30 protein-coding genes and 1 pseudogene are annotated in these 25843 nt (G+C 73.0%); 9 read left to right on the plus strand and 22 right to left on the minus strand.

Annotation, left to right across the window (positions count from 1 at the left end; translation table 11 throughout):
- Window positions 1-187: 187 nt before the first annotated feature.
- The 3 genes from OIE51_RS13980 to OIE51_RS13990 all read right to left on the minus strand — a co-directional run bounded on the left by OIE51_RS13980 (window position 188) and on the right by OIE51_RS13990 (window position 1914).
- The gene (locus OIE51_RS13980) at window positions 188-427 is read right to left on the minus strand and encodes a hypothetical protein (RefSeq protein WP_326597986.1); all 240 of its coding nucleotides are present in this window, start codon (window positions 425-427) and stop codon (window positions 188-190) included.
- 114 nt (window positions 428-541) lie between these two features.
- A complete protein-coding gene (locus OIE51_RS13985) occupies window positions 542-1504 on the minus strand; it encodes an NAD(P)H-quinone oxidoreductase (protein WP_326597987.1) in 963 nt (320 codons plus the stop codon).
- Between the two features lie 71 nt (window positions 1505-1575).
- Entirely contained in the window at window positions 1576-1914 is a 339-nt protein-coding gene (locus OIE51_RS13990; protein WP_442812055.1) for a hypothetical protein, read from the minus strand.
- A 190-nt stretch (window positions 1915-2104) separates the two neighbouring features.
- Here OIE51_RS13990 and OIE51_RS13995 point away from each other — a divergent pair, with 190 nt between their 5' ends.
- Both OIE51_RS13995 and OIE51_RS14000 read left to right on the plus strand, forming a co-directional pair.
- Complete coding sequence (locus OIE51_RS13995) at window positions 2105-2926, plus strand: helix-turn-helix domain-containing protein (protein WP_326597989.1); 822 nt, start codon at window positions 2105-2107, stop codon at window positions 2924-2926.
- Window positions 2926-3150: a DUF397 domain-containing protein gene (locus tag OIE51_RS14000; protein ID WP_326597990.1), complete on the plus strand. Its 225-nt coding sequence runs from the start codon at window positions 2926-2928 to the stop codon at window positions 3148-3150. Before OIE51_RS13995 ends, OIE51_RS14000 begins: the two co-directional genes overlap by 1 nt.
- A gap of 71 nt (window positions 3151-3221) precedes the next feature.
- Here the strand turns inward: OIE51_RS14000 and OIE51_RS14005 are convergent, their stop codons facing one another.
- From OIE51_RS14005 to OIE51_RS14030, 6 genes are read right to left on the minus strand one after another with little or no spacing between them, the layout of a single operon-like run.
- Complete coding sequence (locus OIE51_RS14005) at window positions 3222-3512, minus strand: TFIIB-type zinc ribbon-containing protein (RefSeq protein ID WP_326600627.1); 291 nt, start codon at window positions 3510-3512, stop codon at window positions 3222-3224.
- Between the two features lie 36 nt (window positions 3513-3548).
- The gene (locus OIE51_RS14010) at window positions 3549-4388 is read right to left on the minus strand and encodes a phosphotransferase family protein (RefSeq protein WP_326597991.1); all 840 of its coding nucleotides are present in this window, start codon (window positions 4386-4388) and stop codon (window positions 3549-3551) included.
- A 14-nt stretch (window positions 4389-4402) separates the two neighbouring features.
- Complete coding sequence (locus OIE51_RS14015; RefSeq protein ID WP_326597992.1) at window positions 4403-5533, minus strand: potassium channel family protein; 1131 nt, start codon at window positions 5531-5533, stop codon at window positions 4403-4405.
- Window positions 5530-6903, minus strand: a complete 1374-nt coding sequence (locus tag OIE51_RS14020; protein WP_326597993.1) for a molybdopterin molybdotransferase MoeA — start codon at window positions 6901-6903, stop codon at window positions 5530-5532. Before OIE51_RS14020 ends, OIE51_RS14015 begins: the two co-directional genes overlap by 4 nt.
- The gene (locus OIE51_RS14025; protein WP_326597994.1) at window positions 6900-7751 is read right to left on the minus strand and encodes an NTP transferase domain-containing protein; all 852 of its coding nucleotides are present in this window, start codon (window positions 7749-7751) and stop codon (window positions 6900-6902) included. The genes OIE51_RS14020 and OIE51_RS14025 overlap by 4 nt, the downstream gene beginning before the upstream one ends.
- Before the next feature lie 19 nt (window positions 7752-7770).
- Complete coding sequence (locus OIE51_RS14030) at window positions 7771-7887, minus strand: hypothetical protein (RefSeq protein ID WP_442811920.1); 117 nt, start codon at window positions 7885-7887, stop codon at window positions 7771-7773.
- Window positions 7888-7932: 45 nt separating this feature from the next.
- Here OIE51_RS14030 and OIE51_RS26960 point away from each other — a divergent pair.
- Together OIE51_RS26960 and OIE51_RS14040 are read left to right on the plus strand one after the other, a co-directional pair.
- A pseudogene (locus OIE51_RS26960) lies at window positions 7933-8121 on the plus strand (Lrp/AsnC ligand binding domain-containing protein); the annotation flags it as partial.
- A gap of 86 nt (window positions 8122-8207) precedes the next feature.
- Entirely contained in the window at window positions 8208-8825 is a 618-nt protein-coding gene (locus OIE51_RS14040) for a dihydrofolate reductase family protein (protein ID WP_326597995.1), read from the plus strand.
- A 40-nt stretch (window positions 8826-8865) separates the two neighbouring features.
- Here OIE51_RS14040 and OIE51_RS14045 read toward each other — a convergent pair whose 3' ends face one another.
- Both OIE51_RS14045 and OIE51_RS14050 read right to left on the minus strand, forming a co-directional pair.
- Window positions 8866-9999, minus strand: a complete 1134-nt coding sequence (locus OIE51_RS14045; protein ID WP_326597996.1) for a nitric oxide synthase oxygenase — start codon at window positions 9997-9999, stop codon at window positions 8866-8868.
- Window positions 10000-10088: 89 nt separating this feature from the next.
- Window positions 10089-10337, minus strand: coding sequence for a hypothetical protein (locus OIE51_RS14050; RefSeq protein ID WP_326597997.1), 249 nt, complete (start codon window positions 10335-10337; stop codon window positions 10089-10091).
- A 267-nt stretch (window positions 10338-10604) separates the two neighbouring features.
- On the opposite strand from OIE51_RS14050, the gene OIE51_RS14055 reads away from it, so the two are divergent.
- Window positions 10605-11306, plus strand: coding sequence for a VWA domain-containing protein (locus OIE51_RS14055; protein WP_326597998.1), 702 nt, complete (start codon window positions 10605-10607; stop codon window positions 11304-11306).
- A gap of 281 nt (window positions 11307-11587) precedes the next feature.
- Here OIE51_RS14055 and OIE51_RS14060 read toward each other — a convergent pair whose 3' ends face one another.
- Genes OIE51_RS14060 through OIE51_RS14070 form a run of 3 tightly spaced genes read right to left on the minus strand, consistent with a single transcriptional unit; the run spans window position 11588 to window position 14333 of the window.
- Window positions 11588-12313, minus strand: a complete 726-nt coding sequence (locus tag OIE51_RS14060) for a TrmH family RNA methyltransferase (RefSeq protein WP_326597999.1) — start codon at window positions 12311-12313, stop codon at window positions 11588-11590.
- Window positions 12310-13584: an HTTM domain-containing protein gene (locus tag OIE51_RS14065; RefSeq protein ID WP_442811921.1), complete on the minus strand. Its 1275-nt coding sequence runs from the start codon at window positions 13582-13584 to the stop codon at window positions 12310-12312. Before OIE51_RS14065 ends, OIE51_RS14060 begins: the two co-directional genes overlap by 4 nt.
- Window positions 13581-14333, minus strand: a complete 753-nt coding sequence (locus tag OIE51_RS14070; protein WP_326598000.1) for a DUF5819 family protein — start codon at window positions 14331-14333, stop codon at window positions 13581-13583. Before OIE51_RS14070 ends, OIE51_RS14065 begins: the two co-directional genes overlap by 4 nt.
- Window positions 14334-14497: 164 nt before the next feature.
- Between OIE51_RS14070 and OIE51_RS14075 the strand changes: the two genes are divergently transcribed.
- Entirely contained in the window at window positions 14498-15700 is a 1203-nt protein-coding gene (locus OIE51_RS14075) for an aminotransferase class I/II-fold pyridoxal phosphate-dependent enzyme (RefSeq protein ID WP_326598001.1), read from the plus strand.
- On the opposite strand, the gene OIE51_RS14080 is transcribed toward OIE51_RS14075, so the two are convergent.
- The 3 genes from OIE51_RS14080 to OIE51_RS14090 are packed head-to-tail and all read right to left on the minus strand — an operon-like array spanning window position 15669 to window position 17289.
- Window positions 15669-16004: a rhodanese-like domain-containing protein gene (locus OIE51_RS14080; protein ID WP_326598002.1), complete on the minus strand. Its 336-nt coding sequence runs from the start codon at window positions 16002-16004 to the stop codon at window positions 15669-15671. The two genes, OIE51_RS14075 and OIE51_RS14080, sit on opposite strands and share 32 nt — an antisense overlap.
- Window positions 16005-16013: 9 nt before the next feature.
- Complete coding sequence (locus OIE51_RS14085) at window positions 16014-16835, minus strand: J domain-containing protein (RefSeq protein WP_326598003.1); 822 nt, start codon at window positions 16833-16835, stop codon at window positions 16014-16016.
- Between the two features lie 40 nt (window positions 16836-16875).
- On the minus strand, window positions 16876-17289 hold the full coding sequence (locus tag OIE51_RS14090; protein WP_326598004.1) for a winged helix-turn-helix transcriptional regulator: 414 nt from the start codon (window positions 17287-17289) through the stop codon (window positions 16876-16878).
- Window positions 17290-17390: 101 nt separating this feature from the next.
- Here OIE51_RS14090 and OIE51_RS14095 point away from each other — a divergent pair, with 101 nt between their 5' ends.
- Window positions 17391-18041, plus strand: a complete 651-nt coding sequence (locus OIE51_RS14095; RefSeq protein ID WP_326598005.1) for an FMN-dependent NADH-azoreductase — start codon at window positions 17391-17393, stop codon at window positions 18039-18041.
- Between the two features lie 43 nt (window positions 18042-18084).
- Here OIE51_RS14095 and OIE51_RS14100 read toward each other — a convergent pair whose 3' ends face one another.
- Window positions 18085-19353, minus strand: coding sequence for an NAD(P)-binding domain-containing protein (locus OIE51_RS14100; RefSeq protein ID WP_326598006.1), 1269 nt, complete (start codon window positions 19351-19353; stop codon window positions 18085-18087).
- Window positions 19354-19734: 381 nt separating this feature from the next.
- Between OIE51_RS14100 and OIE51_RS14105 the strand changes: the two genes are divergently transcribed.
- The gene (locus tag OIE51_RS14105; protein ID WP_326598007.1) at window positions 19735-20784 is read left to right on the plus strand and encodes a BRO-N domain-containing protein; all 1050 of its coding nucleotides are present in this window, start codon (window positions 19735-19737) and stop codon (window positions 20782-20784) included.
- Here OIE51_RS14105 and OIE51_RS14110 read toward each other — a convergent pair.
- From OIE51_RS14110 to thiC, 3 genes are all read right to left on the minus strand, one after another.
- Entirely contained in the window at window positions 20781-22106 is a 1326-nt protein-coding gene (locus tag OIE51_RS14110) for a VWA domain-containing protein (protein ID WP_326600629.1), read from the minus strand. The genes OIE51_RS14105 and OIE51_RS14110 overlap by 4 nt on opposite strands.
- A 161-nt stretch (window positions 22107-22267) precedes the next feature.
- Window positions 22268-22402: a hypothetical protein gene (locus OIE51_RS14115; RefSeq protein WP_326598008.1), complete on the minus strand. Its 135-nt coding sequence runs from the start codon at window positions 22400-22402 to the stop codon at window positions 22268-22270.
- A gap of 30 nt (window positions 22403-22432) precedes the next feature.
- The gene (thiC, locus tag OIE51_RS14120) at window positions 22433-24073 is read right to left on the minus strand and encodes a phosphomethylpyrimidine synthase ThiC (protein WP_326598009.1); all 1641 of its coding nucleotides are present in this window, start codon (window positions 24071-24073) and stop codon (window positions 22433-22435) included.
- Window positions 24074-24167: 94 nt separating this feature from the next.
- Between thiC and OIE51_RS14125 the strand changes: the two genes are divergently transcribed.
- Window positions 24168-25544 carry a YibE/F family protein gene (locus OIE51_RS14125; protein WP_326598010.1) on the plus strand — a complete coding sequence of 459 codons (1377 nt, stop codon included), beginning with the start codon at window positions 24168-24170 and terminating at the stop codon, window positions 25542-25544.
- On the opposite strand, the gene OIE51_RS14130 is transcribed toward OIE51_RS14125, so the two are convergent.
- The gene (locus OIE51_RS14130; protein WP_326598011.1) at window positions 25507-25722 is read right to left on the minus strand and encodes a DUF5326 family protein; all 216 of its coding nucleotides are present in this window, start codon (window positions 25720-25722) and stop codon (window positions 25507-25509) included. The genes OIE51_RS14125 and OIE51_RS14130 overlap by 38 nt on opposite strands.
- Window positions 25723-25843 lie beyond the last annotated feature (121 nt).

Raw genomic sequence — 25843 nt, forward strand, 5'->3', positions numbered from 1 at the left:
ACGCGCCCCGGCGCAGGCCCCGTGCCGACGCGGACCACCGACCCGGCGCAGGCCCCGTGCGGGACGGTGGCCATGCCTCAGGCCCCCTGCCAGGCGTCAGGCCGGGTGTCGGGCGCGGACCGCCGACCCGGCGCAGGTCGCGCGCGGGGCGGGCCGGGCCGGGGGGCGGTGGGGGGAGGGCGGGCGGTCAGGGTTGGCGCAGGCGGAGGCCGAGCGCTCCTATGCCGAGGCCGAGGCAGGCCAGACCGGTGCCGAGGGGGAGGACGGGGAGGACCTCACCGCCCTGGGGGCGGGCCGCGAAGCGGGCCGTGTCCAGCTCGGGTTCGGGCTCGGCGACCGCCACGGGCGACGGCGGGGGAGAGGGCCGATGGCCGGGGGTGGCGAGGGCGGCCGACGGCAACAGGACCGCCAGGACGGATGCCGCCATGACCACCGCGATTCCCGCCCACAACCTCACAGGTCCCGACCCTTCACGCCATTCTGCATTCTGCCCAGTCCGATGATGTGTCCAGCGTCACATACCCGAACAGATCCGGCATCTTCAGCGCGTCAGGATGATCTTCCCCACGTGGTCGCCCGCCTCCATCACCCGGTGCGCCTCGCCCGCCTCGGACAGCGGCAGCACGCGGTCCACAACGGGCCGCAGCCGTCCGTCCGCCAGCATCGGCCAGACGTGCTCCCGCACTTCGGCCACGATCGCCGCCTTCTCGGCCGGCGGCCTGGCCCGCAGCGAGGTGGCGGTGACGGACGCCCGCTTGGCCAGCAGCGCGCCGAGGTTGAGCTCGGCCTTCACCCCGCCCTGGAGACCGATGACGACCAGCCGCCCGCCGGCCGCCAGCGTGCGCACGTTCCGCTCCAGGTACCTGGCGCCGACGATGTCGAGGATGACGTCGGCGCCGCCGGGCAACTCGGCGGCGAAGTCCTGCTCCCGGTAGTTGATCAGGATGTCGGCGCCCAGCTCGCGGCAGCGCGCCAGCTTCGCCGCGCTCCCCGCCGTGACCGCCACCCGTGCCCCGACCGCCTTGCCGAGTTGCACGGCCACGGTGCCGATGCCGCTGCCGCCGCCGTGCGCGAGCAGCGTCTCACCGGCGCGCAGGCCGGCCGTCATGAAGACGTTCGACCACACCGTGCAGATGACTTCGGGCAGCGCGCCCGCGGTCACCAGGTCGACGCCCGCCGGCACGGGCAGCACCTGCCCGGCCGGCACCGCGACGCGCTCGGCGTACCCGCCGCCGGCCAGCAGCGCGCACACCTCGTCGCCCGCGCGCCACCCGGTGACGCCGGGGCCGACCACCGCGACCGTGCCCGAACACTCCAGCCCGGGGTAGGGCGGGGCGCCGGGCGGCGGGTCGTAGAAGCCCTGCCGCTGGAGGACGTCGGCCCGGTTCACACCACAGGCCGCGATATCGATGAGCACCTCGCCCGGCCCGGGGACCGGGTCGGGGACCTCCGCCCACACCAGTGCCTCGGGGCCGCCCGCTTCCGGAATCGTGATCGCGCGCATGGGCACAGACGCTACCGCCCACCGTGCCGGGTGGCGGCTCGGAGGCGGCTCGGAGGCGGATCAGAGACGGATCAGAGGTAGATCTGCCGGTGGCAGTCCGTGCAGAACGTCTTGCCCTCCCGCTTCTCCAGATCCCGGTGCTCGCACAGCCGCCGCAGCCGCAGGTCCGCGCGGCGCTGCTCCTCGCGCACGGTGTGCACCAGCTCGGCGACGCACTGGCCGCAGCCGTACATCTCGCCGTCCAGGTACGGAGTGCGGATCGGGCCGATCCACAGCACGCTGACGTCCTCCCGGCGGCAGTACAGCCAGCACCGGCCGGTCTTCCACTCGTTTCCGCTGTCGCTCCCCTCGGGCACGGGCCAGTCGCTCGCGCCGGAGAACTCGACACCTCGCAGGGCCACATGCACCATCACGCCGCCGTCACCTCCCTCAGGTGAAAGCTCGTACAGGAAACCGGTTCAGGCGGTTCAGTGGATGCCATATGACTCTCCGTCGGCCGTGGGTACTTACCTTGCGTACTCCAACCATCACCCTCCGAGGTGCCCGAAACACAGGGTTTTGGGGTTTCCCACGGATCTGGAAAGTCAGGGAAGCGAACAGGTGAACGTCTTCAGCGGTAGTGAATCGAGCGACGGCTATGCCTATTTCGGCTGCGAGGTCAAAGAGGCCCGGTTGCACGCGAAGCTGACCCAGAAGGAGCTGGCCGACGAAACGCACTACCAGCCGCCCTACATCAGCAAGGTGGAGAACGGCCTGCTGCTCGGCAGTGCGCAATTCGCCGCCGCGTGCGACCGCGTGTTCAACACCTCCGGCTTTTTCGCGCGCATGCGCGAACGCATCAACCGGAGGGAACACCCGTCCTGGTTCGAGCCGTATGTCCACCTGGAGGCGGAGGCGGAGAGCATCCTCGACTACAGCGCGAACCTCGTGCTGGGTGTGCTGCAAACCGAGGACTATGCCTATGCCATTTACCGCACGTCGCATCCCACCGCCTCGGAGGAGTGGGTCAAACGCAAGGTCGAGGCGCGGCTGCGGCGGCACGAGATCCTCGACCGGGAGAACCCCCCACTCCTCTGGGTGATCCTCGACGAGAGCTGCCTGCGTCGTCATATCGGGGGGCGCGACGTGATGCGCGCCCAACTCGGCCATCTGCTGGGCGAGGCCGAGTCCCCGCACATCACTTTCCAAGTACTGCCGTTCGCCACCGGGGCACCACCGGCCGCGGAAAGTTTCACGCTGATGACGTTCGCCGAGGAACCGACCCTGCTGTGGGAGGAATCGTGGACCGGCGGCCATGTGATCGACTCGGCCGCTCAGGTGCAAGCAGCCGCCGCGATCTACGATCGATTGCGGGCGGACGCTCTGTCGCCTGACGATTCGCTGGCATTCATCAAAAAGGTGATGTTGGAGGAGTACTCCTGATGAAAAGCACGTTCGACCTCTCCGGCGCGGAGTGGACGAAGTCCACACACAGCAGCGGCAACGGCGGGCAATGCGTCGAGTGCGCGCGGAACCTCGCCGCCGCGACCGGGGCGGTCCCGGTGCGGGACTCGAAGGACCCCAGGGGTCCGGTTCTCGCCTTCACCACGAACGGCTGGACCAGCTTCCTGTCTGCCGTCGCGTCCGGGGACCTGCACGCCCATTGACCCCGGCGGCACGCCGAAGCCCCGCTGTCCGAACCAGGACAGCGGGGCTTCTCACGCGCGGAGCCGGTGTGTCAGGAGGAGAAGAACAGACCGGAGAAGCCGCCCTTGCGGTGGTGCGGGCGGTGGTGCCCGCCGTGGTGCGGGGCTCCCCACGCCGGGCCCGGCTGCTGGTAGTGCTGCTGCACAGGCGGCGGGGGCGGGGCCGCGTGCTGGGTGTGCGGGGCGTAGTTGGATTCGAGCTGGGTGATGTGCTCCAGCTCGCCGTAGTCGAGAAAGATCCCCCGGCAGTTGCTGCACTGCTCGATCTGAATCCCGCTCCGGCTGTAGGTGTGCATGGCCGCGCCACACTTGGGACACTGCATCATCGGCTCCATGGTCGACTCGCTGGCTTGTTCACCCTACGGCAGCGCGGCTATCCGGACACAGGAGTCGACCAGAGCCTCGCCGACCTCCTCCAGGGTCGCGCCGTCGGTGCTCGCCCGGACCAGGGCCCGCGCGGCGAGCTGGGCGGTGAGCGCGCGGGCCGGAACGTCCAGCCCGGGCCAGGGATCCTCGCCCGCCCTGCCCGCCGCCGCCTGGTAGGAGCCCAGCAGCCGGTCCCACTCGCCGGGCCCGATGAGCGCCGCCGCGAACCAGGCGGCGGGCCGGGCCAGGTCCCACGCCGGGTCGCCGAGGCCGAGGTCGTCCACGTCGATGAGCCGCCACGGACCACCCGGCACCGGGTGACGGACGAGCTGCCCGAAGTGGAAGTCGCCGTGGCACAGCGCCACGCCGACCCCCGACGGGGCGGGGAAGTCGATCCGCGACCAGGCCCGTTCGACCGCCCGCCGGGCCGCGGCGAACCGCCGGCCGTCGACGCCCTCGCGCATTCTGGCCACCGCGTGCGCCGCCCGGACCGGGCCCCGGGCCGCCGGGAGCGGCCCGAGGCCGTCCAGCGCGGCCGGCGGCACGGCGTGCAGCCGGGCCAGCAGCGCGCCCGCCGCCTCCCAGGGGATGGCGCCGCGCCCCACCGGCGCGCCGTAGGGCCACCGGGTGACCGGCCGCCCGTCGGCCGACCGCGCCACGGCCGCGGGCGGCAGCGGCGGCAGCAGGACGCCCGCGACGGCCGGGTGGGCCGCGACCGCCAGCCGCACGGCCAGCGCCGCCGGGTCCGTGTCCGCGGCGTGCGTCTTGGCCACGGTGCCGCCGGTGCGGATCACCGTGCTCTCGGGACGGTCCGCGAGGACTTCCTCGGTCATGTCTGTCGGCCGGCTCAACGGCGCGGAATGCGCCAGGAGCCGGGCCCGCGCTCACGTCGGTCCTTCTCCGCCGCCTTCTCCGCCGCGGCCTTCGCCTCCTCGGGCCGCACCCGGTGGATGACGACCAGCCGGTCGGTCAGCTCCAGCGTCGCGGCGCCCGGGTCGTCGAACGGCAGCAGCCGGTGGCCGCGTATCACCGACACCACCAGGTCGTCGCACTCGCGCGGGGAACGGCCCGCCTCCGCCTTGGTGACCGGCCGCTCGCGCAGGCTCAGGCCCTTGCTGTGCTGGATCAGGTCCTCCATCACCGCGCCCGAACTCGGGCTGATCATCGACAGGCCGAGCAGCCGACCGACGGCGCTGGCGCTGGTGATCACGGAGTCGGCGCCCGACTGCCGCAGCAGCGGCACGTTCTCCTCCTCGCGCACCGAGGCCACTATCCGCACCGACTTGCTCAACTGCCGCACGGTCAGCGCCACCAGCACCGCCGTGTCGTCGCGCTGGGTGGAGATGACGACCTGCCGGGCCCGGTCGGCCCTGGCCCGCAGCAGCACGCTGCTGCGGGTGGCGTCCCCCACGACGCCCGCGTAGCCGTCGGCGTTGGCCTGCTCGACGACCCGGCCGCTGGGGTCCACGACCACGATCTGGTCCTGGCCGAGGCCGCCGCTCATCAGGGTCTCGGCCGCTGATCTGCCCTTCGTGCCGAAGCCGACGATGACGGTGTGATCGCGCACGTTCTTCCTCCAGTGGGCCTGACGCCACTGATCGCGGGTCCGTTCGGTCAGCACTTCCAGGGTGGTGCCGACCAGGATGATCAGGAACAGCACGCGGAGCGGGGTGATCAGGAACGTCGTGATCAGCCGCGCGCCGTCGCTCGCCGGGACGATGTCGCCGTAGCCGGTGGTGGAGAGCGACACGGTCACGTAGTACAGGACGTCCTGGAAGCCGACCTCGCCGTCGTGGTTGTCCTGGTAGCCGCTCCGGTCCGAGTACACCAGGAGGACGGCCAGGGCCATCACCGCCCCCGCCATGCCAAGCCGCCGGATCACCTGCACCAGCGGGCCCGCCACATAGCGCGGCAGAGCGACACCGGGCGACGGGTCGTCCTGCTCGCCGCGGGGCGGCGGGGAGCCCGGGAGCCTCATGCGCGGGGCAGGTCGAGCAGGCGAACCTCGTCGCCCGCCGCCACGCCGCCCGGCGGGACGACCGCGAGGGCGGCGGCGGCGGCGATGCCGCGCAACATGGCCGGGCCCGCGTAGCTCAACGGCCGGGCGCGGCCCGGCTCGGGCGAGTCGACCGGCACCAGCCGGGTGTCCCTCGGGTGACCGCGCACCGCGTCGGTGAGCGCCGCGCGCCGCTCGGCGGGCACCGGCCGGTCGGCGAGCGCGCACAGCAGCGGCGCGGCCAGGGTCAGCAGGCCGGAGACGGCGGCCAGCGGATTGCCCGGGAGGCCCACCAGCGGTCTGCCGCCGGGAAGCTCGGCCAGCAGCATGGGGTGGCCCGGCCGGACCGCGACGCCGCTGACGAGCAGGTGGGCGCCCAGCCGGCGCAGCACCGCGCGGAGGTGGTCCACGGGTCCGGCGGCGGTGGAGCCGGTGGTGACGATCAGGTCGGCGCGGCTGGTGCTCACCGCCTCGTGCAGGGCGTCGGCGTCGTCGCCGAGCCGGCGGGTGACCAGGACGTGGGCGCCGAGCGCGGCGAGCCAGGGGCCGGTCATCGGGCCGAGCGCGTCGCGGATGCGGCCGTCGTGCGGCAGGCCACGGAAGAGCAGCTCGTCACCGAGGATCAGCACCTCCACGCGCGGCCGGGGGCGGACCGGGAGCTGGTCGTAGCCGGCGGCGGCGGCCAGGCCGAGCGCCGCGGGGGTGAGCGGGGTGCGGGCCGGGAGCAGCTCGGTGCCGGTGCGGCACTCCTGGCCGCGCGGGCGGATGTCGGCGCCCGGCTGCGGGTTGGTGCCGCGCAGCCGGCCCTCCTCCACGGTGCCGTGCTCGGAGCGGAGCACGGCGGTGGTGCCGTCGGGGACGCGGGCACCAGTGGCGATCGGCACGGCCTCGCCATCGGTGAGCGGGCGGACGGCCGGGGCGCCGGCCAGCGCGCCGGTGGCGTCGGTCACCCGCCAGGGGCCGGGTCCGGCGACGGCCCAGCCGTCCATGGCGGAGGTGTCGAACGCGGGCAGGTCGGTGAGCGCGGCCAGCGGCGCGGCCAGCGTGTGGCCGAGCGCCAGGTCGATCGGCAGGCGGCGCGGCGGCAGCGGACGGACGCAGCGGTGCGCGGTGGCGCGGGCGCTGTCCCAGGCGGGGCTGACGAGCGCGCAGTCGGCGTCGGCGGCGGCGTTGGCCGTGGCGGTCGTGGGGTGGGCGGCGGGGCCGGTCCCCGGCCCGGCCCGGTCCTCGCCCGCCGGGTCCGCGCCGGGCGGGACGGGCGGCACCGGGCGCGCTCGGGCCCCGTCGTGCGAACCGCTCGGCGGCAACGGGCCGTTGGCCAGCGCGAGGGCGTCGTCGAAGTCGTCGATCACGGCTGCCGCTCCTGGCTCCAGGCCTCGCTGAGCGCCGAGATCTTACGGGCCGCGTCGGCCTGCGTGATGCCGTGCAGGGCCGCCGCGTAGCCGATGAGGAACGTCGTCAGCGGGGCGGCCGGGCGGGCCACGCCGTGCGCGGCGTCGCGGGCGGCGTCGAGCAGCGCGGTGGTGTCCACGTCGGGGTCGATGCCGAGCTCGGCCTTGACCGCGGCGATCCATTCGTCCAGCACGGTCCCATCGTCCCTGATCCGGGCGCGTGCCGTGGCGATGTCCGCCCAGGTGTCGCAGTCGAGACCGCCGGCGAACGGAACGCGCCGCAGCGTGAGGCCGGCCAGCGGCAGTCGCAGGGGCAGCCCGGCGAGCGTTCCGTACTCGGCGCGCACCAGGGCGAGTTCCCGGCGGAGCGGCTCGGCGCGGTAGACGGCGGTGAGCGGCTGGTCGCGCCCCGAGTCGTCCTGGAGCAGCGCGCCGTCGGCCTCCCGGGCGGCGGCCAGCAGCGCGCGGAGCGTGCCGGGGTCGAGGAACGGCAGGTCGGCGGCGAGCACGGTGACCAGGGGCCGGGTGGTGTGCCGCAGTCCGGCGTCGAGAGCCGCCAGCGGCCCGCCGCCCGGCGGGTCCTCGCGCGCCCAGACGACGGACCGCGCGGTGGGGCGGCGCGGGCCGACGACGACGCACCGCTCCGCGCCGGCCCCGGCGCAGGCGGCGAGCACCCGGTCCAGGAGCGTCCGGGCGCCGATCCGGACGCCGGGTTTGTCCGCGCCGCCGAGCCGCCGCGCGGCGCCGCCGGCGAGCACGACGGCCTCGTGCGGGTGCTGTGATCCGGGTACCGCCCGTCGGGGTGCCATACGGGCACGGTACCCGCCGTCACCGGTCCCGTGGCAGGAGCACCGGCCACTCGACCAGATCGGCGACGTGCCGCGGGAAGCCGCCCGCCGTGGCGCCGTCGCGGGCGCGGTGGCCGAAGGTGAGGGAGAGCCGCACGACGTGCCGGGGGGGGGCGGCCGGGCCCTCGTGCGCCCGGGGCTTCTCCGAGGCGCTGCCGGGGGCCGCCCCTTCGCCCTGGTCAGCGGGGACTTCGATGTGCTGCCGCTGGTGCGCACGGCGGACAACAGAAAGCCGCGCGAGCTGGTCCTGACCCGCGTCCGGGCGATGCCGGCGGTGCTGAGCACCCGCACGTCACCGGTGTTCGAGGAACGCGACCTGCCGCCGGACGGGCAGCCCACCGATGAGTTCTCGCGCGGCGCCGGGTCCGAAGGGGACGGGCCGCCGAGCGGCGGACGGGACGCGAGGAGACGAGCGCGATGAGACTGACCCTGACGGAGTTCCTGACGCTGGACGGCGTCGTGCAGGGGCCGGGCATGCCGGAGGAGGACACCAGCGGTGGGTTCACCCGGGGCGGCTGGTCGTTCCCGTACGCCGACGAGGACTTCGGGCGGCTGATGACCGGCTGGTTCGAGGAGGCGGACGCCTTCCTGCTCGGCCGCCGGACCTACGACATCTTCGCCGCGCACTGGCCGAGGGTCACCGATCCGGCGGACCCGATCGCCACCAAGCTGAACGCCCTGCCCAAGTACGTCGCCTCGCGGACGCTGCGGACGGCGGAGTGGCGGAACACCACGATCCTTTCCGACGACGTCCCGGCGCGGGTCGCGGAGCTGAAGAAGCGACCGGGGCGGGAGATCGGCATCAGCGGCAGCGCGGAGCTGGCCCGGTCGCTGCTGGCCGAGGGCCTGATCGACGAGGTACGGCTGCTGTTCCACCCGGTGGTGCTGGGCGGCGGGAAGAAGCTGTTCGCCGAGGGGATCGCGCCGCTCGCGCTGCGGCTGACCCGCGTCGAGACCACCGCGTCCGGGATCGTGCTGCACGTCTACGAGCCGGCCGGCGCCCCGGAGTACGGCTCGTTCCCGGCCCCCGAGTAGCCACGACCGCGACCGCCGCGCGGCACGGCGGCCCGGACGGTCAGTGGTCGACCGGGCAGCCGCCGGTGGACCGCTCCCGGGCGTCCTCGTCCAGGTGGAAGTTGGGGCGCAGCTCGGCCTCGTCGTAGTACCGGTGGAAGACCGGGGTGATGCCGCCCGAGACCGGCGGCACGATCCAGCTCCAGTCGGCGGGCACGATCCGGCCCTGCTCCCGCTCGCGCGCGAGGTGGGTGAGGAAGCGGCGGGACTCGGTGTGGTGGTCGGTGATCTTGACGCCGGCCGCCTCGAAGGAGTGCAGGACGGCGATATTCGTCTCGACCAGCGCGCGGTCCCGCCACAGCGTGGACTCGCTGCTGGTGTCGAGGCCGAGGAGGCGGGCGACGACGGGCAGCAGATCGTAGCGGTCGGGGTCCACGAGGTTGCGCGCGCCGATCTCGGTGCCCATGTACCAGCCGTTGAACGGCGCGAGCGGGTAGTCGACGCCGCCGATGCTCAGCCGCATGTTGGAGATGGCGGGCACCGCGTACCAGCGCAGGCCCAGCCGCGCGAAGCCGGGGAAGTCGGGGTGGCTGAGCGGCACTTCGAGCACCAGCTCGCGCGGGACGTCGTAGAGCTGCGGCTTGTCGCCATGGGTCTGGATGACGAGCGGCAGGATGTCGAACCAGCCGCCGGGCGACTGCCACCCCAGGCGGCGGACGGTCTCGGTGAAGCCGGTCTGCCCCCGGTCGCCGATCGCGGTGCCGTCCTCGGCGCGGTAGCCGGCGTAGCGGACGAGCTGGCTGTTCCACACCAGCGGCGCGGCGCGGTACGGGGTGGCGGGGGCGAAGATCGAGATCATCGGGCGGACCCGGCCGTCGTTGGTGGCCATCCGCAGGTGATCGCAGAGGTTGGCGTGGATGTCGTCGGGGGTGACGGCGTTGCGGCGGTCGATGACCCGCAGGCTCTGCCAGTACAACCGGCCTATGCACCGGCTGGAGTTGCGCCAGGCGACGCGGGCGCCGAAGTCCAGCTCGGCGCGGGTGTGGCGGTAGGTGCCGTAGGTCTCCAGGTGTTCGCGGACCTGACGCAGGCGCATCGACAGCGGCACGGGCTGGTTGGGGTGCTCGGAGTGGAAGAGCCGGATGAACTCCTCGGCCTCCGTCCAGTCCGGCATCCGCCACTGGTCGTGATGCATGAGCTCCCCGGTGTCGCGTGCGTCTGCCGAGCCTGCTGCGTCACCCCCGCCGTGGGCCAGCGTAGTTGATGTGCACCGGCCGAAAACCACTACCGGCGAGTAGGTTTCTCGCCGCCCTGCCGCGAGCCGACCCGCCAGAAGCGCCAGTTGGCGTCCAGCACGTCCGCGTTGCGCTGCTCCCACTCCGTGGCGGCGCGCACCGCGTCCGACGGGCAGGCCCACGTCCGGCCGCCGCCGCTGAGCGGGCGGAGGCTGAGCCGGGGACCCGCCCGCCCGGTGATCCGGCCGATCCTGCCGCTCCTCGTGTCCACCACGCATACGCCGTCAGCCCAGGCCATCACGGCTCCCTCGCGTTCCGTTCCGCGTCGTGCCGGGAACCACTGTGGGGGGTCCACGTGTCAGGGGGTGACGAGTTTCCGCCGCCTTGCGCAACGGAAAACTCCTTCGGGGGACGCGGACCGGGTGAGAAAGGTCCAGGCGTTCGACTCCCCGGCGGTGAGCGAACGCACCGGCGGCGTCGCGGAACTCGGAGACGCGCGGCGCGGGTTCATGGGATACCTGGAGCCAGCCACCGAACGGCCCCCGAGAGACCGAGGACAGCCATCATGAGCCCGATAAGCCTGGAGAAGGTCACCGCCACCGCTCCCGACCTGGTCAACCTCTACAAGTCCGCCGGCGTCAGCCTCGGCAAGCACCGGCTGCTGGGCGTGCGCGCCGCCGTCTACCTGGTCCTCGACCGCTCCGGCTCGATGAAGGACTTCTACCGGGACGGCACCGTGCAGCACCTGGCCGAGCAGGCGCTGGGCCTGGCCGCGCACTTCGACGACGACGGCGTGGTGCCGACCATTTTCTTCTCCACGGATGTCCATACCCGCGCCGACCTGGCGCTGGGCGCCCACCGGGGCCGGATCGCCGAGATCCACGACACCCTGGGCCACATGGGGAAGACCTTCTACGCCAAGGCGATGCGGGCCGTCCTCGACCACTACCTGGCCTCCGGCACCAAGGACCCGGCCTTCGTGATCTTCCAGACGGACGGCGCCCCGAAGGACAAGGGCGCCACCGCCGCCCTGCTCACCGAGGTGTCGACGCTGCCGGTGTTCTGGCAGTTCATCGGCTTCGGCGACGACCCGTTCACGTTCCTGCGCAGGCTGGACGACCTGGCCGGACGTGCCGTGGACAACGCGGGCTTCTTCCCGGCCGGGGCGGACCCGCGCGCCGTCCCGAGCGAGGAGCTGTACGACGCGCTGATGAGCGAGTTCCCCCAGTGGCTGAACGCGGCGCGCGCCGCCGGCGTCCTGTCGTAGGGAACGCGGCACGAGCACCCGGGGAGCCGCCGCCATGCCCGTAGCCGCCAAGGCGCACCTCAGGAGCGCCCGCCCCTCCCGCGACCTGGCGGCGGCCGAACGGTGCTGGGCCGGGGGTTGGGCCTGACCGTGTTCCACCGCCACGACCGGGACGGCTCGCCGGGCGACCACTCGCTCCTCGCCCTCGACGCCGCGACACGATCCGGGCCGTCATCCGCCGGTCGCGGGAACACGGCCCGCCTTCGGCCGCCGAACGGAGGCGCGCGGCCCGCCGCCGGGCGTCAGCCGGCGACCGCCCCGGCCCGCCAGTGGTAGAGCGTCATGGCGACGCTGGTGGCCAGGTTGTAGCTGGAGACTCCGGGGCGCATCGGCAGGGAGATCAGCTCCGCCGCCCGCGCCTTCACCTCGTCGGACAGGCCCGCGCGTTCCGAGCCGAAGGCCAGCACCGCGCCGGGCGCCGGGCGGACCGCGGCGATGTCCCGGCCGGCCGGGTCGAGGGCGTAGAGCGGCCCGGTGGGCGGGGAGGCGAGGTCGGCGCGGCTGACGGGCAGTGCGAAATGCAGTCCGGCGGCGGCGCGCAGGACCGTGGGGTGCCAGGGGTCCGCGGTGCCGGTGGTGATCACGCCCGCTGCCGCCATGCCCGCCGCGAGCCGGATCACGGCGCCGATGTTCCCGAGGTGGCGGGGGTTGTCCAGCAGCACCACGGGAGCCGTGCGCCCGGTGGCGGCCGGCGGGCGGGGGGCGGGGACGGCGAGGGCGGCGACGCCGGTGGGGTGCGGGCGGGGGACCACGCGGCGCAGCCCGTCCACGCCGGTCTCGGTCAGCAGCGCGGCCAGCGGCTCGGTCAGGTCGGGGGCCAGCCGGCGGGCCAGATCGAGCGCGGCGGCCTTGTCGGCCGCCACCGCGAGCGGAATCTCCGCGCCGAAGCGCAGCGCGTGCTTCAGCGCGTGGAAGCCGTCCAGCAACACAGCCCGGGGGGCCAGTTCGCGCCAGCGGCCGTCGGTCACTTCGCCCAGGCCGGGGCGCGCTCCGGCACCTCGGCGGCGGCGTCCGGCGGCGGGGGCGGGGTGCGCCGCAGACGGCGGCGCACCGGCTCGGCGGCCCGCCGGGCGCGGGAGCCGAGCCACAGCAGGAAGGCGGTGGGCAGGAAGACGCTGTCCATCGCGATCATGGCCATCGAGAAGAACGGTAGGCCGAGCAGCACGGCGATCCCGATGTGCTCGCCGATCATCAGCACCAGCAGGCAGTTCTTCGCTTTCCGGTTCAGCAGCGTGAACGGGAACATCACCTGCATGAAGACCGTGGCGTAGGTGAGGATCATGACGATCGGCCCGCTGTTGACGAGGATGTCGGTCAGCTCGGGCCAGACGTTGAAGTAGTCGAGCCGCACCGGGTAGTAGACGGCGGTGCCGTCCTGCCAGCGCGAGCCCTGGATCTTGTACCAGCCGGCCGTGGAGTAGATGACGCAGACCTCGGCCATGATCACGAACAGCGCGGCGTTGTGGATCAGGTTGGCGACGATGTCGGAGACGATGCGCGGCTCGCCGGGGGCGTATCGCCGGACCAGCCACCAGAAGCCGTGCGCGAGCCACATGCCGGTGAAGAACAGGCCCCAGATCCAGCTGTCCAGCTTCCCGCCGAGCAGACTCGCCATCAGCGCGGCGCCCAGCACCACCCACAGCGTGACGCCCACCGGGTCACGGCCCGGCCGCCCCTCCTCGCGCTCGGCACGGCGCGCGTCCAGCGACCAGACCCGGCCGCAGCGGGTGAGGACCAGGTACATCGACATCAGGTGGATGACGTTGTCGCCGCCGTCGCCGAGGAAGACGCTGCGGTTCTGGAGCGAGAGCACGCCGACCATGAACAGCAGGGACATCGCCCGGGTCCGCCACCCCAGCAGCAGGCCGACGCAGGCGAGGATCACCAGGTGGTAGACGAACTCGAACCAGAGCGTCGAGTCGGACCACAGCAGCACGGTGAACGCCTGGTTGCCGCTCACGTGCCGGGTGGCCAGGTCGAAGCCCCAGGGCGCGTCGGGCCCGTACATCTCGTGCCGGTGCTCCCACTCGTGCAGCAGGAACAGCAGCATCGTCGTCGCGAAGCCGATGCGGACGACGGCCGTCTGGTAGGGGCCGAGGACGCGCCGGGTGACGTTGCCGATCCCCCGGCCCAGGGCGGCGTCGAAGCTCTTGCCCAGGCCGCGGAACGGCGACGGCGGGTCGGCCGGGCTCCCGGGGGCGGCGGTGGTGCCGCCGGATCGCTGCGCGGGCACGGTCACGGCTGCTCTCCTTCGTCGTCCTGGGCGAGAGCGCCCCGCGGCAGGTCCTCGGCGGTGACGGCCCACCAGTCGAGCTCTTCGTAGTAGGTGTCGGTGTCGTAGTTCTCGGCGCGCCAGTCCGGCGCCGGGACGCGGGTGGTGGAGGAGCGGAGCTGGAGGCGCTCGACGGCGTCCAGGTCGAGATCGGTCTCCTCGCCGAGCCGCAGCAGCGCGATGCGGTGCACATAGCTCGCGGACAGCTCGCCGCGCTGGCCGACCGGATCGCCGTCCTCGTTGTGCGCGCCGACGTAGAAGTCCCAGGCCCGGCGCATCAGGTTCTGGGCGGTGTGGCTGGGCAGCGGGTTGTGCCTGATGCCCTCGACGTCGATGGCGCCCAGGTCGAGCCAGTCGGTGATCTCGGTCCCGCCGTCCGCGCCGCGTACCTCGGCCCGGACCTCAAGGCCCTCCTGCCGCTGGAGGGGGTTGGGCGCGAACAGCTTCCAGTTCTGCTCGAACTCCGGATAGATGTAGCCGCGCACGGTGTCCCGGTAGTCCTCGCTGAGGGTGTTCGACGGGGCCACGAAGAGGAAGACCATGGCCAGGTGCCAGACCGTGTAGACGGCCACCGCGCCGACCGCCACCGCGACGGTCAGCCGGGCGGGCAGGGACAGCGCGCCGAGGCTGACGGACTCCGTCGGCACTTCCGGCCCGGCCGCGGGGTGGGCGTCGTGTTCGGCGTCGTGCTCCGGTGCCGTGTCGGATGGCAGCATGCTCGGCTCGTTCCACGGGACTACTAGGACCGCTCTGGGTTGACCCGTGCACCGTACCTGCCGCCGGGCCGCCTTGGCAGGTCAAGGTCCCGGATCGCGCCCGGCCGGGGACGCATCCCCGGCGGGGGCGCCCCGGCGGCCGAACAGCCGCCTAGGGTGGGGACATGAGTCGCGCGACCGAGACCTCCATCTTCACCGAGATGACCGAGCTGGCCCACCGCACCGGCGCGGTGAACCTCGGCCAGGGCGTGCCCGAGCTCGACTCTCCCCCCGCCCTGCTGGCCGACGTGTCCGCCGCCGTGCTGGCCGGGCGGAACCAGTACCCGCCCGCCTTCGGCTTCCCCGCCCTGCGCGCGGCCGTGGCCGCGCACCAGCGTGAGCACTACGGACTGGACTACGCGCCGGACGGCGAGGTGCTGGTGACGACGGGCGCCACCGAGGCGCTGGCCTCGGCGTTCCTGGCACTGACCGGGCCCGGCGACGACATCGTCACCTTCGACCCCTGCTACGACGCCTATCCGGCGGGCGCCCGGCTCAGCGGCGCCCGGCTGGTGACCGTGCCGCTGGCCGCCGACGGCGACGGCTTCGCCCTCGACGCGGACGCGCTGCGCGCCGCCGTCACCGGCGCGCGCCGCCCCCGGCTGCTGGTGCTCAACTCGCCGCACAACCCGACCGGCAAGCTCTTCACACCCGAGGAGCTGGCGACGGTCGCGGACGTCTGCCGCGCGCACGATCTGACGGTGGTCACCGACGAGGTGTACGAGCACCTGGTCTACGACGGCGGCCGGCATGTGCCGATCGCGACGCTGCCCGGGATGCGGGAGCGGACGCTCGTGATCTCGTCGGCCGGGAAGACGTTCAACGTCACCGGCTGGAAGGTCGGCTGGATCTGCGGCCCGGCGCGGCTGGTGGCGGCGGTCGCCTCCGTCAAGCAGTGGCTCACCTACGCCTCCGGCACCCCGTACCAGGAGGGCATCGCGCGGGCGCTCGGCTCGGTGCGGGAGTGGTCGGCCGGGCTGCGCGCGACGCTCACCGCCAACCGGGACCTGCTCGGCGCGGGCCTGGCCGAGGCGGGGTTGCGCCCCTACCGGGCCGACGCGGGGTATTTCCTCCAGGCGGACATCAGGCCCTGGGGGTTCACGGACGGGCTGCGGTTCTGCCGCGAGCTGCCGGAACGGGCCGGGGTGGTCGCGATCCCGACCTCGGCGTTCCAGCAGGGGGCGGACGCCGCGCCGTGGCTGGTCCGCTTCTCGTTCTGCAAGCGCCCGGAGTCGATCCGCGCCGCGGTGGAACGGCTCGCCGCCGTCCCGGCCGGAACCGGGGGACCGGCGGGGATCACAGGACGAACGGCTCCCCCGCCTCGCTGACCAGCGCCCGGCCCGAGTCCTCCCAGGCGTGCAGGCCGCCGTGCACGTTGGCCACGTCGATGCCGTGCTGCGCCAGATAGGCGGTGACCTGCGCGGACCGGCCGCCGACCTTGCACACCACGTACAGCCGCTCGTCCCCGGCGTGCTCGGTGATCTCGCCGACCCGCTCCACGACCTGCCCGATCGGGATGTGCAGCGCGCCCTCGACATGTCCCGCGGCCCATTCGTCGGGCTCCCGGACGTCGAGCAGCGGGGCGCCCTCGGGCACGGCGTCGGCCGTCACGGTCGGAAGTGCGAAGCTCATGTCCCGACCCTATCGGGCCAGCAGCGCGGTCAGTTCGGCCTCCTTGGCCGCCACCCGCTGCCGCAGCTCCTCGGCGATCTCGGCGAGCATCCGGTCCGGGTCGTCCCCGGCCATCCGCAGCATGGAGCCGATCGCGCTGTCCTCCAGCGCGGCGGCGGCGTCGGCCAGCAGCTCCTTGCGCTCGGCCAGCCACTCCAGGCGCGCGTACAGCTCATCGGCCAGGTCGCGTTCCGGACCGTGGCCGGGGCCCGGGCCGCCGCGCTCCCACTCGGCGGCCAGGTCGCGCAGGGCGTCCTCGTCGCCGCGCGCGTACGCCTGGTTGACGCGGGTGAGGAAGGCGTCGCGGCGGTCGCGTTCGGTGGCGTCCGACACCAGGTCGGGGTGGCACTGGCGGACCAGCTCGCGGTACAGGCGGCGGGCCTCCTCGCCGGGGCGGACCCGGGGCGGCTCCCGCACGGACTGCTCGGTGAGCATGGCGTACGCCTCGGGGCCGAAGCCGTCGGAGCCGAGCCAGCCCTGGAACAGCTCGGAGACCTGCGGCATGGGCGCGGCGGCGGCGCGCGCCTCGTGGGCGCGGCGCTGGTCCTCGGGGTCGCCGGTCCTGGCCGCGACGGCCTCCGCGATCCGCGCGTCCAGCTCCTCCAGGTGCGCGTAGAGGGGGCCGAGGCGCCGCTCGTGCAGCCGGGAGAAGTTCTCCACCTCGATCCGGAAGGTCTCCACCGCGATCTCGAACTCGATCAGCGCGGTCTCCGCGGCGTGCACCGCGCGCTCCAGCCGCCGCGTCGCCTCGTCGGCTCCCGCCCGCGTTCCCGCCTCGCTGTTGTCCGTCACCCGCCCAGCCTAGGGCCTGTCCGGTGATCCCCGGCGGGTGTCAGGGACGGAACTCCCCCGGGCAGCCCTTGGCCTCTTCCGGCAGGTGGGACTCGGCCCAGCGGGTCAGCTCGGCCAGGGCCGGGCGGAGCCCGAGCCCGGCGTCGGTCAGCCGATAGCTGACGCGCAGCGGGGGGCCTTCCTGCACGTGGCGGGTGACCAGCCCGGCGTGGACCAGCTCGCTGAGCCGGTCGGACAGCATGCGCTCGCTGATGCCGGGGACGGCGCGCTTGAGCTCCGCGAAGTGGCCGGGGCCGCTCATCAGGGCGGCGATGACGACGCCGGTCCAGCGCTTGCCGAGCAGCAGGAAGACGCGCTGGAGCGCGGACTCGGGCTCGGTGCAGAGCGCGATGTCGGCGGGCTTCCCGGTCCGGGGGCCGTGCTCGCCGCCTGTCGCGGCGTCGGCTTCCAGCATGATTCCAGCCTACTCGAAGGGAGCAAGTGCAGAAAAGTAAGCCCCTGTGATATTAATAGCTGCGTACGGCCTTGCAGTACCTAATCTACCCGGAGGACATCATGGCCACGCTCCTGCACCTCGACTCCTCCCTCAACGGCGACACCTCCGTCTCCCGCGAGGTGACGCGCAGCTTCCGCGAGGCGTGGGAGGAGCAGCACCCGGAGGGCACCGTCGTCTACCGCGACCTCGCCGCCGACCCGCTGCCCCACCTGACCGCCGGCGCCTTCTACGCCTCCCTCACCCCGGCCGCCGAGCGGACGCCCGAGCAGCGCTCGGACTTCGCGCTGCGCGACGCGCTGACCCGGGAGCTGGAAGAGGCCGACGCGGTCCTGATCGGTGCCCCGATGTACAACTTCGCCATCCCCTCCACGCTCAAGGCGTGGCTGGACCACGTGATCGTCCTCGGCCGTACCGCCTACACCGAGCAGTCGGCGCTGCTGGGCAAGCCGGTCACCCTCATCGCCAGCCGCGGCGGCTCCTACGCGCCCGGCACCCCGCAGGAGGGCAACGACTTCGCCGAGCCGCACCTGCGGTACGTCTTCGGCACCGTGCTCGGCATGGACCTGCACTTCATCGTTCCCGAGCTGACCCTCGCCCGGACGACCCCGGCCATGGCGGACCTCATCGACGCGGCCGACGCCTCGCGCGCCAAGGCCCACGACGACGCCAGGGCCAAGGCCAAGACGCTGGCGGCGCGGCTCGCGGCCTGACCGCCGACACCTGAAACCGCCAACGCCTGAAACGGCCGCCGGCCTACCGGGCGGCCCCCGCCGGACGGACCGGCCGGTCCGTGCCCTGGCCCGGCATGCGCGGGGCGGCGGCCGGCCGCTGTCCTGTCACGTCCCGCAGGCTCCGCGTCAGCCGCCCGGCGGTGAACGAGACCCCGTGCACGAACCGCATCGCGGGCCCGAACGACGGCGCGCTCAGCAGCCCGGCGAAGAACAGCCCGGCCCGCGACGACTCGAACCCGCCGCTCAACGCCGGCGCCCGCGTCCCGCGCACGGTCCGCAGGCCGTCGCGCAGCGTCCGGTCCAGCAGGTCGAGCCGCCGCAGATCGGGCACGAAGCCGGTGGCGGCGATCACGTGCCCGGTCTCGATCACCTCGGGACGGCCCCCGGCCGACGCCACCGTCAGCCGCACCCCCGCCCCGGACGGCTCGGCGCGCAGCAGCCGCAGACCGAGCCGCACCGGAACGACGCCCTCGAACCGTTCGCGCAGCCACCAGGCGCCGGCCGGGCCGAGCGCGGTGGCCACGATGTGCGCGCGGACCGCCTCCGGCAGGCGGCGCACCGCCCACGGCAGCTCGGACCACACCCACGTCGTCCAGCCGGTGCCCAGCCCGCTGTGCGGAGCGCGCAGGCCCGCGAGCCCGCCACGCCGCAGCGGCGCGGGCGGGGTGTCCCAGCGCAGGCCGCCGGCGCGGGCCACGACCGTGGGCCTGGCCCCGGCCTCGGCCAGCAGCGCGGCGGTCTCCAGGGCCGCCTGCCCGGCGCCCACCACCGTCACATCCGCGCCCCGGAACCGACCGAGGTCGCGGTGGTCACTGCTGTGCGAGACCAGCTCGGCGGGCAGCCCGCGCAGCGCGCCCGGCAGGTGGACGAACGGCATCACGCCGACCGCCAGCGCCACGTTCCGGGCGGCGAGCCGCTCGCCGTCCACCGCCTTGACCTCGAAGCCGTCGGCGTGCGGGGCCACGGCGATGATCTCCCGCTCCTCGACGGGCGGCGTCAGACGCTCGGCGAACCACAGCCCGTACCGCGCGAAGGCGTCGACGGGCAGCGGGACGCCGTGCTCCGGGCGCACGTCGTGCGCCGCGCAGTAGGCGGCGAGGGTGCGCTCCCGGGTCGGCTCGGACAGATCGGTGGCCCAGGGCTCGGACTTCAGGAACATCCCGGCGGGCATGTGGTCCCGCCAGGACGCCATCGGTCGGCCGAAGACGCGGGTGTCCAGCCCGGCCGCCGCCGCGTGCGCGGCGATCGACAGTCCATAGGGCCCGGCGCCCACCACTACGAGGTCATGCATGTCGCCTCACCGCTCACTTTCCTGTCGCTTCTCTCGGTGTCTGTGTTCTCGGTGTCTCCGTCAAGGCCGCTGTCTCCCGCCGAGGGACCGCGGGAGCGCGGCCAGTGCACCGTGGCGGAACGGATGGCGGTCGAGCCGGAGCAGCAGGGCGGGCACCTCGGTATCGAGCGGCGACATGCCACCGATCTTTCACGGCGGTTCCCGGCCCGGTGAGCGACGCCTCGATCGGCCTACCGGAAAGCGTTCACCCGGCGCATTGAAGGGATCGTGTGCTTAATACGGCAACGGCGAGGCCGGGCGAACCGGATGGTAAGCCACGAACGGGTGAAGTTGCCTCTGTTTGCTGTCATTTGGAGCGATCTTCTGTTTACCGTCCGGTGCATGGATGAACAGCGCGAAGCTCTCGGCAGCCGGGCTCCCCGCGAGGGCGCCATCGACATCGACGACTTCGTCTACGCGGCCACCGGTGCCCGCGTCCGACGGCTGACGATGCCGGACGGCGACCACTGGTTCCCGGCGGTCGACGTGGCCACCGAGCTTGGTTACGCGAACACCCGACAGGCCCTCGCGACGCACGTGTCGCGCGAGCACAGCACCCGTCTCGAAGATCTCGCGCGAAGCGTCCGCGGGAGTGACGCTTTGCGTGAGATCGCAGGTCACGGGCTCAAGAAGTCGATGCGGATGGTGAATCTGCGCGGTCTCGTCGCCCTCGTCGGCGGCTGCGCCAAACCCACCGCGCAGCCGTTCAAACGGTGGATGGTCGACGTCATCGTGACCGTCCAGCGCGACGGCTCGTACGTGCTCGACAAGGCCGAGGTCCAGCCCGCCTCGCCGCGGGCGTCCGCCGCCTACGCCATGCCGAAGGAGGTCGCCGACGCCATCGTCCGGCTGGAGCGGCACACCGCCGACAGCGACGAGAAGCTCGCCGCCACCCAGGAGGACGCCCACCGCGCGCGGTGGGAGACCGTCAACGTGCTGCGGACCGTCGGCGAGGCGCAGGAGCGGTCGGTGATGGCGATGCGCGATGTGATGGTGGACTTCGCGCGCTCGATGTCCCGGCTGGCGGACTCGGTGGAGGACCTGGTCGACAAGCTGCCACCGCGCCCCGACGCGCCGCCCGCCACGCCCGACACGCCGCGGGCGCCGCGCGTGCCATGCCAGCGCGGGCCCCGGCTCAGCGCCGAGCAGCTCCTGACGGCCTGGCGGACCCGGCTGACCATCACCGATGACGTGTGGGCCGTCGCCGTCGTCCTCGCGCCGACGCTGGCCGAACGCGGCGAGGTCCGGCTCGGCGTCGCCACGATCGCCGCGCGGACCGGCCTCACCGCCGCGCGGGTGCACGACGGTCTGCGGTTTCTGCTGAAACGCCAGTGCATCCGGCAGATCGGCACCGTGCACAACACGCCGGTGTACGGCCTGCATCATGCCTAGGCGATGATCCCGGCGTCGCGGGCGGCCGTCAGCCACGAGGGGAACTCGCTCAGCAGCCGGTCGTACAGCTCCTCGTCCGGGACCTCGCCGATGTCGTCCACGGCGAAGAAGCCCGCGTTGTCCACGCGCCGCCCCTTCATCCGGTCGATGCGGCGGAGCGCGCCGTAGTCGGCGTCGCCCAGCCCGATGAACTGCCAGAACAGCGGCTCCCCGGACGCCGCGACGAGCTGCTTCTTGATCTCCTTGTCCCGGTGGACACCGCCGTCGGAGAAGAAGAGGACCAGGGTCGGCACGGGCTCCGGGTTGGCCGTGACGAACTCGCGGATCTGCTTGATCACCTTCGGCTCATCGTTGCCGAACCCGATCCGGTCGACCTGGATCTCGCCGAGCATCTCGTCGTCGCCGCTGTCGTGCAGGCTCAGGTGCGCCGGGAGCCAGTCGGCGAGGTCATCGGTCCTGAGGTCGGGGAGCCGGGCGGCCTCGGAGGCGAAGACCCACGCCTGCATCTCGCCGTCGTCGTCCAGGGCGGCGGCGACGGCGGCCATCCGCTCCACGACGTCGGTGACCGTGCCGTTCCCGTACAGCCAGTACATCGAGCCGGAGGCGTCGAGAGCCAGCACAACCCGTGCCCGGACTCCGGCGGCGCCGCGTTTGCCGAGGCTGATGACGACCTTCTCCTTACGGAGCGACAGCCGCTTGGCCATGTCGACGGGCAGCCGCTCCTGGGGGGCGGGCTCGGATGCCGGCTCCGGTCCGTCCTCTCGGTCGACTTGGTCGACTTGGTCGACTTGGTCGACTTGGTCGTCGTCCACGCTGATGCCGAAGTCGGTCGCCAGCCCCGCCAGCCCCGAGTCGTAACCCTGCCCGACCGCACGGAACTTCCACCCACCACCCCGCCGGTACAACTCACCACTCACAAAAGCTGTCTCACTCGTCGCCGCCATATCGAAGACAGCCAGGTCGACACCGGTTCCGGCGTCCGAGAGCGTCAGCCGCAACCCACTCAACTGCCCGAACGTCCCACCGTCCGCCGAAGCCGCCAGCACCACCCGCTCGATCCCCGGCTCCACGACCGGGAGATCGACCTCGACCACATCCGCCCCGGCCCGCTTTCCCCCATGCCGCACCGCACCCGACGCGTGCTTGGGCTGGTTGTAGAAAACAAAATCACCATCCCCCCGCACCCGACCGTCACCGCCGAGCAGCAACGCCGAAGCGTCCACATCGGGCGCCCCCACACCACCCGACCACGACAACACCGCGCGCACCGACACCGCACCGACCGGAACGTTCGCACCTTTGCTGAGGGTTATGGCAGTCATGCGGCCCAGTCTGCCCGAACGGGCGGCGCGGAGCCCGAAGCCGTCGCGGAAGGATCCGACGATGCCGAGGGCGGGCCACGCGATGTCGGCGGCGCGGGTGACCAGTTCGCGCGGGCGGTCCGGCCGACGCGGCGCCTCCGGGGCGTCCGGCGGCCGACCGGTCACGGTGCCACAAGCCCGGCGGCTTCCTCCCGTTCGGCGTCGGGGAGTTCGCGGCTGCTGAGGAGCAGCCGCAGCGGCTCGGCGAGTTCGGCGGTGGCCGGCCCCTGGCCCCGGTGGCCGGCCGGGGCGCCCACCCCGGCCGGCCACCGTACGCCGATCGCGCGTCAGTCCGCCATGGGCAGGTAGACCCGCCCCCCGGTCTCCGCGAACTCCCGGGACTTGGCGAGCATCCCCGCCTCGACCTCCGCGTCGCTCAACGCCTCGGCCCCCTCGGGCGCGAAGCGCTCGGCGATGCCCCGGCTGATCTTCATCGAGCAGAATTTCGGCCCGCACATCGAGCAGAAGTGGGCCGTCTTGGCCGGCTCGGCCGGGAGGGTCTCGTCGTGGAACGCGCGGGCCGTGTCGGGGTCCAGGGCGAGGTTGAACTGATCCTCCCAGCGGAACTCGAAGCGCGCGTCGGACAGCGCGTCGTCCCAGACCTGGGCGCCGGGGTGCCCCTTGGCCAGATCGGCGGCGTGGGCGGCGATCTTGTACGTGATCACGCCCGTCTTCACGTCGTCCCGGTCCGGCAGGCCCAGGTGCTCCTTCGGCGTGACGTAGCAGAGCATCGCCGTGCCCCACCAGCCGATCATCGCCGCGCCGATACCCGAGGTGATGTGGTCGTAGCCGGGGGCGACATCCGTCGTCAGCGGGCCGAGAGTGTAGAACGGCGCCTCCTCGCACAGCTCCTGCTGGAGGTCGATGTTCTCCTTGATCTTGTGCATCGGGACGTGCCCGGGGCCCTCGATCATCGTCTGCACGTCGTGGGCCTTGGCGACGCGGGTCAGCTCGGCCAGCGTGCGCAGCTCGGAGAACTGCGCCTCGTCGTTGGCGTCCGCGATGGAGCCGGGGCGCAGGCCGTCGCCGAGCGAGAAGGTGATGTCGTAGGCGCGCAGAATCTCGCAGAGCTCCTCGAAGTGCGTGTAGAGGAAGCTCTCCTGGTGGTGCGCCAGACACCAGGCGGCCATGATCGAGCCGCCGCGCGAGACGATGCCCGTCTTGCGGCGGGCGGTCAGCGGGATGTAGCGCAGCAGCACGCCCGCGTGGACGGTCATGTAGTCGACACCCTGCTCGGCCTGCGCGACGACGGTGTCCCGGTACAGCTCCCAGGTCAGGTCCTCGGCCCGGCCGCCGGCCTTCTCCAGGGCCTCGTAGAGGGGGACGGTGCCCACGGGGACCGGCGAGTTGCGCAGCACCCACTCGCGGGTGGTGTGGATGTCGCGGCCGGTGGAGAGATCCATGACCGTGTCGGCGCCCCAGCGGGTGGCCCAGGTCATCTTGTCGACCTCCTCCTCGACGGAGGAGGTGACCGCTGAGTTGCCGATGTTGGCGTTGACCTTCACCAGGAAGTTCTTGCCGATGATCATCGGCTCGCTCTCCGGGTGGTTGACATTGACCGGCAGCACGGCCCGGCCGGCCGCGATCTCGTCGCGGACGAACTCCGGGGAGCGGTTCTCCCGGATCGCGACGAACTCCATCTCCGGGGTGATCTCCCCGCGCCGGGCGTACGCCAGCTGCGTGACGGCGGGCGTCCCGTCGGCGCGGCGCTCGGCGATCCAGGCGTGCCGCAGCGGCGGCAGGCCCTCGCGGACGTCAGTGATGCGGGCCGGGTCAGTGTACGGCCCGGAGGTGTCGTACAGCGTGACGGCGTTGCCGTCGGTGAGGTGCACCCGCCGCACCGGGACCCGCAGATCCGGTCGGCTTCCGGTGATATATCCCTTGTGCGAACCGATGACGGGCGTGCGTGCGTCATCCTGCGTGGTCATCAGATCTACTCCCTACGCCGGCATTACCCGGTAACAGGTTCGGCGGTCGGCGCAGCCCCAGCGCCCTCTCAGCCCCGTGCTCGGAGCTCCCGCGATGTGCGAATCGCGACCCCACGCTAACGGCACACCGGACCGGCTGAACAGGGGGCCGGACCGTTTAGGCGATGATCGGAACGTGACGGCACCCGAGGACTTTCCCCCCCACGCCCACGGGCACACGCACCAGCACGGCCCCGCCGCACCCGTCTCGGCCCATCTGCGGCGGGTGATAGCGGCGGTGCTGATCCCGTTCGCCGCCGTGATGGTGGCCGGGCTGGTGGTGCTGTGGCCCGGCGGCGCCCCCGAGCAGGACGAGCACACCGGCGTCGGCTTCGACCAGCAGCACGAACGGGCCCGCGTGACCGAGGTGGCCGAGGTGTCCTGCGAGGACATCGGCGTGCAGGTGCCCCGGGGCGTGGACGGGACCTGCGAGCAGGCGACGGTGGAGGTGACGTCCGGGCCGGACGCCGGGCGGACGTTCGAGGAGATCGTGCCGCCCGACGCGACCCAGCGGTACAGCGAGGGGCAAAAGGTGATCGTCGCCTATGCCCCGGACGCGCCCGAGGAGCTGCAGTACAGCGTCACGGACGTGGACCGGAAGGCGCCGATGCTGCTGCTCGCCGGGGTCTTCGCCCTCGCGGTGGTCGCGGTGGGGCGGCTGCGCGGGCTGCTGGCGCTGATCGGTCTCGTGGTGAGCTTCGCGGTGCTGACGCTGTTCATCCTGCCCGCCATCCTGCACGGCTCGAACCCACTGCTGGTGGCGGTGATCGGCGGCAGCGTGATCATGCTGGTGACGCTGTATCTGTGCCACGGGGTCAACGCCCGCACCTCGGTCGCCGTGCTCGGCACGCTGATCTCGCTGCTGCTGATCGGGCTGCTGGGCTCGCTGTTCATCGACTGGGCGCACCTGACGGGCAACACCGACGACCAGACCGGGCTGGTGCACAGTCTCTATCCGGACATCGAGATCCAGGGGCTGCTGCTCGCCGGCATCCTGATCGGCTCCCTGGGCGTGCTGGACGATGTGACGGTGACCCAGACCTCCGCCGTGTGGGAGCTGAAGCAGGCTCAGCCGGGGGCGAGCTGGCTGAAGCTCTACCGGGCCGCGATGCGCATCGGCCGCGACCACATCGCCTCGGTGGTCAACACCCTGGTGCTGGCCTACGCGGGCGCGGCCCTGCCGCTGCTTTTGCTGTTCACGATCGCACAGAGCAGCGTGGGGACCGTGACGTTCAGCGAGCTGGTCGCGGAGGAGATCGTCAGGACGCTGGTGGGGTCGGTGGGCCTGGTGGCGTCGGTGCCGGTGACCACCGTGCTCGCGGCGCTCGTGGTGAGCGCCGACCGGCATCCGGCGCAGATCGCCGGGACGGGGACCCCGGCGCCGGGCGGCGGCGCTACCAACCGCCACCGGAGGAGGACGAGGAGGAGGTGATCTTCCGGACCAGGAAGATCAGGCCGGCCACCAGGGCGACGATCAGCAGGAGCCGGAAGAGGACGGCGACGAGCCAGGTCACCACGCCGATCAGCAGGACCCCGAAGACGACCAGCGCGACGGCGGGCAGGGCGACCCACCGCAGCCACCACGGCAGGGTCTTGAAGGCTTCCTTCATCGCCACGGCTCCTGTTCGCGCATCCGTCTCGCCATCGCCTCGATGCTATGCGCGCCGGACCGGCGCCGGGAGGCCGGGCGGCCCCGGTCCTCCCCTGACCGTTCCCTGACCCGGACCCTGA

It is taken from the genome of Streptomyces sp. NBC_01803, assembly GCF_035917415.1.
GTDB lineage: Bacteria > Actinomycetota > Actinomycetes > Streptomycetales > Streptomycetaceae > Streptomyces.